This is a genomic window from Peptostreptococcus porci, assembly GCF_009695815.1.
In the GTDB taxonomy this organism is placed as follows: domain Bacteria; phylum Bacillota; class Clostridia; order Peptostreptococcales; family Peptostreptococcaceae; genus Peptostreptococcus; species Peptostreptococcus porci.
The window spans coordinates 569,542-581,678 of record NZ_VUNE01000001.1 but is presented as its reverse complement, the minus strand read 5'-3'; the positions used below and the strand labels follow the sequence as shown (position 1 = coordinate 581,678).

The window sequence follows — 12,137 nt, the reverse complement described above, 5'->3', positions numbered from 1 at the left end:
ATTATTGTTTGCTCTTTAATGCTTCGTTATATATTTCATCTAAATTCTTAATATACTGATCATTTTTTCCAGTAGATGAAATTTGATTTTTAATATCATTATAATCAGTCTTTATCTGATCAGCACTTAGATTTTTGCTTCTAATCTTAAATGCTTCTATCTTTAACTCATAATACTTGTTCTGAGTCGCAACATAGTTCTGTATTCCCTTAGAAGTTATTCTATATGATTCTGAATATGCCTGATTAACGTCAAAATACTCTCCAACCTTTAGCATATAAAATCCGCCATTTCTTACAACCTTTGAATTTACACCTCTCTTTGCAAAACTATTGGCATATGTATTTGCTGCATCCTCAGATTTCACAGCACCTACGAAAACAGTATAATATGTACCTTTTCCAGATTTATAGCTTTCAGCTTCTCTATCCAATGCACTGGCTTTCTTTTCAATTTCATCCTTTTCTTTTTCTGCCTCTGTTTTCTGTGTAATCTCAGTTGTTGATTTTGCACTGTTGCTTGCAGTACTGTCAGCTCCTGAATTGGAAGTATTTTTTGTCTTTCCAGTTGTTTGTGTCTGTTTTGCAGCACTATTTGTTTCTTCAACACTTGGTCTATTGAACCCTTTTATCATATAGATATAAGAAGCGAAGATAGCCACAAGTAAAACAACAACAATAACAAAATCTCTTATAACAACAGATTTTGGAAACATCTCACCTTCGGACTCTCTATCCTCTTTCCTCTTTCGTCTCTCATCATTTTTTTGGATCATTTTATCCTTAAAATTTCCAAACTTTCCAATGTTTCTAGAGAATAGACTTGATTCTCGTTTTTCTATATCATCAGCTTCGTTTTTGACTATGGTTTTATCCAAAATACTATGATCTGTCGTTACCGATTTTTTTTCTTCAATATGCCCTTTCTTTAATGAAGTCTTATTCAATACACGTAAATCAGAAGCGTTCATAGACTTTAGACTCTCTAGCTCTTCAAACGTATTATTGTCGCCTGCAGATTTATTTCTTTCATTTTTTTTCGAATTTATTATTTTAAACTCAGAGTCGAAAACATCTTTTTTGTCATCAATATCTTCAGATTCATTTTTTTTGCTACCTTCATTTTTAGATTTTGTTTTATCTTGAGAGCTTTGAATTATTGCTTCATTGTCACTTCTTTCATCATCATTTTTTACATCTGAAGCTTCTAATTTTTTATCATCGTTCTGTGGAGTAACTCTTCCACTGAAATCATCAAACGATATCTGTCCATCTATTTTATTTTGGAAAACTTCCTCACTTTTTGACTTGAAATTTCCGTCACTCTTTTTATAGACAACATCATTTTCTGTAAATACAATTTCACTGTTTTTAAAGCTACCAATACCAACTTTATTGATTTCTTCTGCAATCTTTCTTTCGTCCTTAAGATCCTTTATCTCGGCCTTTTGTTTTGCAAGCTCTCTTTTCTTATTTTTCTCACGTAGTTTCAAGATTGCAACTGCATTTTTATCCTGAATTGAAGATTTTTCTTCAAACTTTGAGTCAACCACTTCGTCCTCATCATCGACAAAATCATCGTATTCATTGTCAAAATCATCATCTTTATCGTAGTCCTCATAGTCATCGAATTCATCATAATCATTCCTTTTGAAGAAATTTTTAAACTTTGACATAAAGCCTGACTTACCTTTTTCATAGTCCTCCAAATCCTCATCATCGGCATAATATGAATCGTCGTTCTCATACCCATCATCATAGTCATGATATTCTTCCTCATCATACTCATCTGTTAGATCATAGGAATCATCCTTAGATTTAAGCTTTTCAGAAAAACTAAATAAGCCTTGCTTTAGCTTATTAGCGAATCCACCCTCTGTGTCAGAATAGGCTCCATCTCCAAATCTAGGCTTGCTGTATTTCATGTAATCAATACACTCTTCAACACTCATATCTTCAGTAAGATTTTCGACAATATCCAGTCTATCGTTAAGAGACAATGTTTCCTCAGCCTCTGCTTTGCTTTCTCCAAAGAAATTGTTATTTTCAAGATTAAAATCAGCCTTAACCATCTTTTGACATTCCAGCCAAGTTCTCTTATCAACAAATGTTCTCTCAATAACTATTTTATCAAATGTCTCTTCAAACTGATCCTGTGTAATATTATTGGAGATAAACATTCTAAAAATATTTTTTAATAATACTTTATTTTCAGCAGATACATAGTCCATTAAAATAACAGCACATGAAATATAATCTTTGAAATCTGGATCAAACAAGTTCGCATCAACTTCATCGATATTTTCCAACTCCACTGACGATCTAAAAACATCATTTATTCTGACAGAAATTTCAGGTGAACTTATCATTGCCACATATTTTTTGAATCCTAAGCATTTTTCTTCATCATCGATATTTCCAGCATAAAGCTTGTCCTCGTCCACCAAAGCCTCATCAGTGAATCTATCCTTTTCTCTTTCTACGCTAAAAAGTATTTCATTTATCATCGCAAATACTTCATTCATTATATCTATCTTAAGTTTTTCGATACTCATATCCAAAATCACGTTATATTTTATAGGATCTTCAGATATAACGCTTATCATCATACTAAGTATATCTTTATAAAGATTAAGTATCTTATAGTCATTTTCTACTTTTTCAATTCGCTTTAGGCCAACTGAATTGTCATAAGATACAAAAATCTTCTTATCTTTGTCGTTTAAGTATGTTCTTCCCTTTTTCATTGCGATATTCACGTATTCCTTCGACGAATTAGTAATATTCACAATACTTTTTTCAACCGACTGAGTACTGGAAATAACACCATTTTGAACCCACATCTCTATAATAACTTCCAATTTTTTTATTATAGATTTATAGAAAATAATATTATATCTCAAAAGCTCTATATATTTTTCTTCGTCTTTTCCAACTTTTATATATTTATTTTTTAATGCCTCATCCAAATTTGAGCTCAATTCTTCTCTATCTCTTATATATTTTTTATCAACATCGGATACAACCGACTTAATTGTTATTTTACCAAAATCATTCAAAACCTTCACTCCTTATAATATAGTCAAGTTTTACAAATAAACATTATTACTTACTATTATACACTAACAAGAGTAATAATGAAATAAAATATATTAAAATTTGTGACTTATATTGTAAAATCAAGCATTTGATAAAAAAATTAATCTGTTTTATGCAATATATTTTTTATTATTGACAATAAGAATAGCTGATCACGATATAACTCTGATTGTGTCATGCATTACTATAACAGATGTTTTAACAAAAAAAACGTAGGCAAGACTAACTTACCTACGAAAAAGACGATTAATATCGACTCATTTTTATGTTAATTAAGCATGGCTATAAGCGGAGTTCTGTATTAGATGATCATCTATCTAGACTTGCCGTCACCGACAAGTTCAAGCGGCCTACCATCCGGGAGATGCGAGCAACATCTCTTATTCCTATCTTGGCCTTGCACCAGGTGGGGTTTACATAGCCATATAGTCACCTATATGCTGGTGAGCTCTTACCTCGCCTTTCCATCCTTACCAAAAATTGGCGGTTTATTTCTGTTGCACTATCCTTAAGATCGCTCTCACTAGGCGTTACCTAGCACCCTGCTCTGTGGAGCTCCGACTTTCCTCGTGTTAAAACACGCGATCATCTGCCATACTTGATACCTTGTAATTCTATCATAAAGCACAAGTCAATTCAAGAAAAAATAATATAGTTTCTACAGTTGATACTATCAAAATTTTCTAATTGCTCTTTAACTCAACCCAAGCTCTATCATATTTTTTAATATTTTCCTCTAAATCTAAAAATGCTTCGCACTTTGACAATATTTCTTCATCCGGGTAAAGAGATTTATCGTATTTCACATCATCTGGAAGCTGTTCCCAGCCCTTTTTAATAGGAGTTGAATAGCCAATGTATTCCGTATTTCTCGCATTTACATCCGGATCACAAAGAAAATTGATAAACTCCTCTGCCCAATCTTGATTGTCCGAAGTTTTGGGAATACACATTGCATCTGTCCACTTGTTTGATCCCTCCTTTGGAATCACATATGCCAAATCTTCATTTTCTTCAATCATCATCGGCACATCACCGGAATAGAAAATACCCATCATAGCTTCATTTCCGACCATTCTGTCCTTTCCATCATCATTTACATATGCTAGTACCAAATCCTTCTGCTTTGTCAATAAATCCTTGGCTTTGTTGATTTCATCCTGATTTGTCGTATTCATACTGTATCCAAGCTTCTTCAAAGCAACTCCCATTGTATCTCTAACAGAATCAAACATCAGAATATTCTTCCTGTACTTTGAATTCCATAGTATATCCCATGAGTCAACCTTATCCTTAACCATTTTTTTATTATATACAATCCCCAAGGTTCCCCACATATACGGTACAGAGTACTCATTTGTTGGATCATATGCATTTTTTAGAAAATCCTTATCCACATATTTGTAATTGGGAATGTTATTGTAATTGATTTTTTTCAAAAGTCCTTCCCTACTCATCTTTTGAACCATGTAGTCTGATGGAAAAACCAAATCATACTTTGTACTACCACTCTTGACCTTTTGATACATCATTTCATTTGTATCATATGTTGAGTATTGAACCTTTATTCCAGTTTTTTCTTCAAATTCATTTATCAACTCCTCGTCGATATAGTCACCAACGTTGTAAACATTCAATACCTTCGAAGAGCTTTGACTAGTAGCACCACAGCCCGTAAATAATATTGAAGAGCTAAGTACGGCTGAAATCATTACAAATATTTTTGATTTTTTTAATATCTTATTCAAAAAATTATCCTCCTAATCAATCTCACTTCTGTTAACAGTATTTCTAATTATTGAATCTTTTCTATTGGCTAATATTATCAAAATTAGCACTGTTGTAAACATCAGAGTTGACAACGCATTTATCTCTGGTTTAATACCTCTTCTTGCCATACCGTAGATTTCTATAGATAAATTGCTCACTCCATTACCCGTATTAAAGAATGAAATTACGAAATCATCAATAGACATAGTGAATGCCATCAAAAATCCAGAAATAATACCTGGCTTAATCTGTGGAATGATGACTTTTCTAATTGCATACCAAGGTGTTGCACCCAAATCAAGTGCTGCTTCTTCAATATTTTCAGGCAATTGCCTTAACTTTGGAAGAACTGACAAAATAACATAAGGAACACAAAACATAATATGTGATATCAGCATCGTCCTAAATCCAAAATCCATCTTGAAAAACGCAAAAAGACTCATTATTGCTATACCAGTTACAATCTCTGTATTTAGAACTGGTAGGTAGTTTATATTTAACAATATCTTTTTTGGCTTATTGTTCATTTTGTATATTCCAATCGCTGTAATTGTTCCGAAAATAGTTGAAACCACTGAAGCAATCACCGCTATCGTTATCGTATAGTATAAAGCACTCAATATTGCCTCATTACTGAATAGCTGCTTGTACCAATGCAATGTGAAGCCTGTGATATGCCCCATTGATTTAGACTTATTAAAAGAGAATATAATCAATGCAGCAATAGGTGCGTACAAGAATACAAATACTAGCACCAAATAGATATTTTTAAAAATATCAAGTTTTCTACTATTTCTTTGCATTTGATTCTCCTCCTTCTACATTTCTGTCAATTTTATTCATTATCGCCATTGATATCAATATTATTATCATCATTACAATAGAAAGAGATGAACCAAAGTTCCAATCACCGACAGTAGTAAACTGTTGCTCGATTAAATCACCGACCAACATGGTTTTACCACCGCCCAAAAGTCTTGATATTGCAAAGGTAGTAACACAAGGCATAAATACCATAGTTATTCCGCTCATAACACCTGGCATACTCAAAGGAAAAACAACTTTCCTAAATACGGTAAAGCTATTTGCCCCCAAATCTCTTGCAGCGTTGATAAGATCCTTATCAATCTTTTGTAAAGTCGTATATATCGGCAAAACCATGAATGGTAGGAAATTGTACACCATCCCAAGTAAAACTGCCATACTAGTGTATAGTATTGAACTAGGATGTATACCAAATAGTCCTAGTAGATTATTCAATAGTCCATGCTTACCTAAAATCGCAATCCAAGCATACGTTCTTAACAAGAAATTCATCCACATTGGAAGAATAAATAGCAGTATCAAAATTCCGCCCTTTTTCAAATTCATCTGTGATATGATATATGCGACTGGATAGCCTATCAATATACATGCCAAAGTTGCAATCCCAGACAATAAAAATGATCTTCCAAACACCTTTAAAAACAACGGTTCAAAAACATCTCCGTAATTGCTCATAGTAAAAAACAGATTTCCATCCGCATCCTTTTGAGTCAAACTATAAAATACAACCAAAACCAGTGGAACTACTATGAAAATAAGCGACCATGCCGCATATGGATATGCCAATCTTGCTTCTTTTTTATCGACCTCAGTTGTTCTAATTCTTTTATTTTTCATCTATTATGCCTCCCTTTTATGCATAATATGAATATCTTCCGGATTTAATGACATTCCGAGCTCTGTTCCAACGCTTGCAGTTTTTGTATTATGCAAAAGCCACATTCTTCCATTTTCTTCAACCTCTAATTCATAGTGAACACCCTTGAATATTGAAGATTTAACAACACCTCTTAGCATTCCCTCTTCAGCATTCACCATCTGAATATCCTCTGGTCTTATAACTACATCTATTTTTTCGCCCTGTTCAAACCCTTTGTCAACACAGACAAATCTCCTGCCACAAAACTCTACATCAAAATCATCATGCATAATTCCGTCAACGATATTACTCTCTCCTATAAAGTTGGCGACAAATGAATTCTCAGGTTCATTATAAATATCGACAGGTGTTCCTATCTGCTGAATTTTTCCCTTGTCCAACACTACAATAGTATCGCTCATACTTAGCGCTTCCTCTTGATCATGAGTAACAAATACAAAAGTTATACCCAACTTCTTCTGAATTTTCTTTAATTCAACCTGCATTTCTTGACGCAATTTCAAATCCAATGCTCCTAATGGCTCATCCAACAAAAGCACCTTTGGCTCATTTACCAAAGCTCTTGCTATTGCTACACGCTGCTGCTGACCTCCAGACAAAGATTGCACAGTTCTCTTTTCAAAGCCTGATAAAGATACCAACGAAAGCATTGTTCTAACTTTTTCGGCAATTTCTGCTTCACTTATCTTTTTTATCCTTAGTCCAAAGGCAATATTTTCAAAAACATTCATATGTGGAAACAATGCGTACTTTTGGAAAACAGTATTTATGTTTCTCTGATATGCAGGAACATTGTTTACCTTATAGCCACCAAAATAAACATCGCCTTCATCAGCAAATTCAAATCCAGCAATAATTTTCAAAAGCGTTGTCTTTCCACATCCACTCGGTCCCAGCAAGGTTAAAAATTCATTTTCATTTATTGCCAAGCTGAACTTATCCAATACCGTATTATCATCAAAAGTTTTTGAAACATCTACTAATTCAATTAATTTATTACTCACTTCCTACACTCCTTTAATACTCAAATTAGAAAGAAGGAGGACAACTGACCCAGATAACTTCAGCCGGTGTCTTTCCTTCGTTCGATATATAGTGGTTTTCTTTTGGCTTATAATAAAAACTTTCGCCCTTTCTTACTTTAAATTTCTTATTTCCCATATAAAGGCAAATTGTCCCCTTAATTACATAGCCAAACTCCTCACCCTCGTGAGGCTTTTCCTCTTTGTACCTACCACCAGGTTTTATCTCAATAATAACCGGCTCCATATCATTTTTTTGTGAGTTTGGGACCAGCCATCTAAATGTGTATCCGTCATCAAAATCCTCAACTTCAAACATATCATCTTTTTTAAAAGTGATTTTCTCATTGACCTCATCGGCAAAAAACTCTCTTAAATTCGTTCCTAGAATTTCCAATATATCGATAAGCGTGGCAATCGATGGAGATGTAAGGTTATTTTCCAACTGTGAAATAAACCCCTTTGACAATTCACATCTATTTGCCAACTCTTCTTGGGTGAGTTGCTTTTCGCTTCTTAAACGCTTAATTTTTTCTCCAATATCCATAATAATGTGCGACCATCTTAAAATAGCCGCCTACACCTCCTAATCTATCCCTTAAATTATTTACTTTAAATAAACTATTTGTCATTTATGACTAAACAGTATGTAATCAAAAACTAAACTCAATGTTTATTATTATTAAACAATAAAGATTATATACAAAAATTAAGAAAAAATCAAGATAGTTTTAATATTTTTTTATGATTTAGTTTTTTCAATATACATCCAATGTTTTATACATAGAAAAACCGCAGGCAATATCCTTGCCTACGGTAAAAAATTCATCATGTTTTTTTGATAAAATTTAATTCTAAATATTTGGATTTCACATCTCAGATTGGATGTTTTTCTTTGCTAATTTTTAATAATTGAATATATTTTTCATGACTGAATTATATCCGCCTACTATAATGTTTGTTTTTCCTTCTATAAGCTCAGCCATATAAGTAGGATAACCAGACTTATTTATCAGTAAAAGGTTACTCGGATTAGATGCAACCAAATTCGCAGAGCTCAAAGCGTCAGGGAAATTATTTCCATTGACAACTAAATTCGAAGCATATTTTGTTTGCTTGGCAACCTGATATGAGGTTTGTACTCTATCGCCCCCATATATTCTATATACGCTCTTTCCATTGCTAATTTCCCTTAATTTATCTTCAGCCGATTGATTTACAGAGCTTTTGCCACCGATAATATACACATCCGAATAATTATCGATATTCGTCGGTACATTTGTCAAATTATTTACCAATAATATCGGAGAATTTAATTTTTTTGAAAGCGGTGTTGCTGACAATGCATCAGCAAATTTTCTTCCATCTGTCAATATCAGATGCCTAGCTGATCCAAATTCTGACAATAGCTTATTTGATGTTTCGTATCTATCAACGCCCGAAATTCTCCTAACATTCATATTTACAAGCTGCGTTTCGACATTCTTTGGCACTGAGTTTTCACCACCGACGATCAAGACGCTTTTCACTCCATACTCATTCAGAAATTTCAATCCATCAGAGCTAATTCCATTTCTTCCTGCAAACAAAATTGGATATTTATTTTTCATTGATAATGGTCCAGCAGTTAGAGCATCAGCAAAATTCTCGCCTGATGACACTATTACCGTGTCAAATTCACCCTTTTTATAGCTCTTCTTTATCGAATTTAAATTTGTCACATACCTGTCACTACCACTTATCCTATTTTCGTTTTGAGGTTCAGCAGGAGCATTTTCAGCATTATCTTTTTTCTGATATACTGTGTCAAATAAAAATGTTTTGTGAATGTCCTTTCCAGATGAATCCGTAATAGAATAAGAAACACAAATTATAAAGTGTTCATTTTCCTTTAGCTTCGTATTATCAAATCCAATTGAAAACTCTCCATTCTTACTTTGAATACTGTATTTCGTATCACTTAGGCTCATACTAGAATTTAAAACAACACTGCCTTTTGCCAAGTCTTCACTGCTTACTTTATACACAGTGACTCCAACACCATTTGCCAGCTTTCCAATAATAGTGTTTGATCCTAAATCGACAGTCTTCGGAAGCTTAATGTCTCCCCCTAAATCCCTATATAAACTATCAATTTTGTCATCAATATTCGAAATTTGAATTGAATTATTTACAGGATTTTCTGTCTTTGGTATACTAGACGAAATATCTTCTGTTTTTACATTTTCATAACTTAGTATTTCCTCAACAGAATAATTATTTGTAATTTCATCTGCCTTCACTGTATTTTCGCACAATGCTAGTGACATACCTGCGATTAAATACATAGATAAAACACACGTTATCTTCTTGTTCATAACTACCTCCTTCTTAATTTTGAAATATGATGATATATCATACTTTCAAATGTAATTATTATCCATTATAATACTAAAATTAAACTTAACTATTTTTTTATATTTTTTAACGATCATTCGATTAAAAATAAACAATTTTTCAGGAAAAAATATGTACAAAATTACTATAAAATAGTGTATATTAGTATATGTGAAAATAATGGAAGGGGGTAATAAGTTGAGCGCAAACAACGATTTTCAAAATAATGAAGAGATAAAACTGGATCCAGAGCAAGAAAGAGTAATGAAAATAACAGCCAGACTTGAAGACAAAGAATATAAGATGAGTACATTGAAATTAGCATTGTATTTAGGTGAGTTGCTCATAAAAAATGGTGCTGAAACTTATAGAGTTGAAGATAGTGTAATAAGAATATGCAAATCAAGGGGATACAATCACATTAACTGCTTTACTACTCCGACCGTTCTAATTATCTCAGATGATAAATTCGACGGACTATGTTTTATGAAAACCATAAATTCAAGAGGGATAAATTTACATAAAATAGCATTATTGAATAACTTTTCAAGAGATTTCGTAAATAAAATAGACCCTGATATCAATGAGGAAATCAAAGAGTTAAGACAAATAGACAAGGAAAAAGGATATCCGACATGGTTGTACCTTGCTGGAACGGGAATTGGCTCTGCAAGCTTTGCTGCAATTCTTGGTGGTAATCAAATACTAACCTATATTTTAACATTCTTAACATCGATATTGGCAACATATATTTATGACAAAACAATAAAATACAGCTCTATTGTAATGTTTTCCACGATACTATCATCAGTCATAATTACTTCGATAGGGGTATTTTTCCATAAAATAGGATATATTGACACACCTTCTGCTTTGATAGTCGGTTCAATTATGCCATTGATTCCTGGAGTTGCCTTTATCAAATCTATGCGTGATCTAATATCTGGAAACCTAATGGCTGGTACAGCAAGATTGTTTGAAGTATTTATGATTTTCACTGCCATCGCATTCGGTGTGGCGGTTATACTTGGAATAGGAGGAATATAAAATGGCAGATATACCACTATGGCAGCATTTTTTCTTTTCTGCAATAGCAACCTGTGGTTTTGCAGTGTTTTTCAATATTCAAAAAAAATTCCTGATTTATGATGGAATAGTCGGAGGAATCGGATGGATTGTATATTATGTACTCACATTCCACTATGACAATCCTATTATTTACTCATTTATTTCAGCAGCTACTGTATCTCTGCTTGGCGAGATTTTGGCAAGAAAATTAAAGCAGCCTGCAATAATAATTGTAATACCTGGAATACTTCCACTTATACCTGGAATCGGTCTTTACAATACAATATATAATATATTGCAAAAAAATTATATAGTAGCAGCTACAACAGGTACTCGTTCTGTAATAATAAGTATTGGAATAGCACTTGGAATACTTGTAATGGCGTCACTTTCAAGAGTATTCAACCTATATCAGCTTAAAAAAGCTATAACTACCAACGATAAGCTAAAATATGTAGCTTGGGTAAACTTAGGTAAGAATAGAACGTCAAGTAGATATGATATCAATCCATATAGAAAAATTGACGATTCAAGTAAAAAAGAATAATTAGCATTAATAATATAAGTAATGGCTGACTTATAATAGCCACAATTAAAAAGCATACCCACATTCTCCACGTATGAAAAATGAATGTAGGGTATGCTTTTTATCACTTATTCTTTTTATTACTTATACTTCTGTATTTATTTGCCATATAACCCCAAATTTATCGACGATATTTCCATAAGCGGGACTCCACGGTGTTTCTTGCAAATCCATCACCACTTCTTTTGCATCTTTCTTTAGGTTATTAAAATATTTTTTAGATGTATCGACATCATCTGAAATCAGTGCAATAGTCACATTTTCACCATATTTATACTCAAACTCAGGACTATTATCTGAAATTTGTATTCTCATACCATTGATATATAGCTGAGCATTGATTACTCTTTGTTCAAGTTCTAGTGGGCAATTCGGTACAAAGTCTTTCCAAAATGTAAGAGCTCTTACCTCAGCGTCTAGTACATCTTTATAATATTCCACTGCATCTCTACCGTTTCCATTTAATACAATATATGGACTTATTTCTTTTATCATATGTATCCTCCAAAAAT

The 12,137-nt window shown here is 32.8% G+C and carries 10 protein-coding genes and 1 other RNA gene; 2 read left to right on the top strand and 9 right to left on the bottom strand.

The window, feature by feature from the left end:
* Window position 1: 1 nt before the first annotated feature.
* From FYJ71_RS02560 to FYJ71_RS02525, 8 genes are all read right to left on the bottom strand, one after another.
* A complete protein-coding gene (locus FYJ71_RS02560) occupies window positions 2–3,058 on the bottom strand; it encodes an SPOR domain-containing protein (RefSeq protein WP_154537229.1) in 3,057 nt (1,018 codons plus the stop codon).
* A 309-nt stretch (window positions 3,059–3,367) separates the two neighbouring features.
* Window positions 3,368–3,699: RNase P RNA component class A (rnpB, locus tag FYJ71_RS02555), an RNA gene on the bottom strand.
* 82 nt (window positions 3,700–3,781) lie between these two features.
* Window positions 3,782–4,837 carry an ABC transporter substrate-binding protein gene (locus tag FYJ71_RS02550; protein WP_408634616.1) on the bottom strand — a complete coding sequence of 352 codons (1,056 nt, stop codon included), beginning with the start codon at window positions 4,835–4,837 and terminating at the stop codon, window positions 3,782–3,784.
* Between the two features lie 21 nt (window positions 4,838–4,858).
* A complete protein-coding gene (locus FYJ71_RS02545; protein ID WP_408634615.1) occupies window positions 4,859–5,551 on the bottom strand; it encodes an ABC transporter permease in 693 nt (230 codons plus the stop codon).
* A gap of 106 nt (window positions 5,552–5,657) precedes the next feature.
* On the bottom strand, window positions 5,658–6,530 hold the full coding sequence (locus tag FYJ71_RS02540) for an ABC transporter permease (RefSeq protein WP_154537227.1): 873 nt from the start codon (window positions 6,528–6,530) through the stop codon (window positions 5,658–5,660).
* Between the two features lie 3 nt (window positions 6,531–6,533).
* Window positions 6,534–7,577: a spermidine/putrescine ABC transporter ATP-binding protein gene (gene potA, locus FYJ71_RS02535; RefSeq protein WP_320641552.1), complete on the bottom strand. Its 1,044-nt coding sequence runs from the start codon at window positions 7,575–7,577 to the stop codon at window positions 6,534–6,536.
* Window positions 7,578–7,602: 25 nt separating this feature from the next.
* Entirely contained in the window at window positions 7,603–8,142 is a 540-nt protein-coding gene (locus FYJ71_RS02530) for a helix-turn-helix domain-containing protein (protein WP_091992579.1), read from the bottom strand.
* A 358-nt stretch (window positions 8,143–8,500) separates the two neighbouring features.
* The gene (locus FYJ71_RS02525) at window positions 8,501–9,952 is read right to left on the bottom strand and encodes a cell wall-binding repeat-containing protein (protein WP_154537226.1); all 1,452 of its coding nucleotides are present in this window, start codon (window positions 9,950–9,952) and stop codon (window positions 8,501–8,503) included.
* Window positions 9,953–10,274: 322 nt separating this feature from the next.
* On the opposite strand from FYJ71_RS02525, the gene FYJ71_RS02520 reads away from it, so the two are divergent.
* Window positions 10,275–11,018, top strand: a complete 744-nt coding sequence (locus FYJ71_RS02520) for a threonine/serine exporter family protein (RefSeq protein WP_154537537.1) — start codon at window positions 10,275–10,277, stop codon at window positions 11,016–11,018.
* Window position 11,019: 1 nt separating this feature from the next.
* Complete coding sequence (locus tag FYJ71_RS02515) at window positions 11,020–11,586, top strand: threonine/serine exporter family protein (RefSeq protein WP_154537225.1); 567 nt, start codon at window positions 11,020–11,022, stop codon at window positions 11,584–11,586.
* A gap of 123 nt (window positions 11,587–11,709) precedes the next feature.
* Here the strand turns inward: FYJ71_RS02515 and FYJ71_RS02510 are convergent, their stop codons facing one another.
* Window positions 11,710–12,120, bottom strand: coding sequence for a VOC family protein (locus FYJ71_RS02510; RefSeq protein WP_154537224.1), 411 nt, complete (start codon window positions 12,118–12,120; stop codon window positions 11,710–11,712).
* Window positions 12,121–12,137 lie beyond the last annotated feature (17 nt).

Excerpts from the sequence above, each read along its gene's own strand:
- FYJ71_RS02545 (WP_408634615.1), bottom strand. The coding sequence starts at position 5,551 with ATGGGGCATATCACAGGCTTCACATTGCATTGGTACAAGCAGCTATTC.
- FYJ71_RS02540 (WP_154537227.1), bottom strand. The coding sequence starts at position 6,530 with ATGAAAAATAAAAGAATTAGAACAACTGAGGTCGATAAAAAAGAAGCA.
- FYJ71_RS02530 (WP_091992579.1), bottom strand. The coding sequence starts at position 8,142 with ATGGATATTGGAGAAAAAATTAAGCGTTTAAGAAGCGAAAAGCAACTC.
- FYJ71_RS02525 (WP_154537226.1), bottom strand. The coding sequence starts at position 9,952 with ATGAACAAGAAGATAACGTGTGTTTTATCTATGTATTTAATCGCAGGT.
- FYJ71_RS02520 (WP_154537537.1), top strand. The coding sequence starts at position 10,275 with ATGAGTACATTGAAATTAGCATTGTATTTAGGTGAGTTGCTCATAAAA.
- FYJ71_RS02515 (WP_154537225.1), top strand. The coding sequence starts at position 11,020 with ATGGCAGATATACCACTATGGCAGCATTTTTTCTTTTCTGCAATAGCA.
- FYJ71_RS02510 (WP_154537224.1), bottom strand. The coding sequence starts at position 12,120 with ATGATAAAAGAAATAAGTCCATATATTGTATTAAATGGAAACGGTAGA.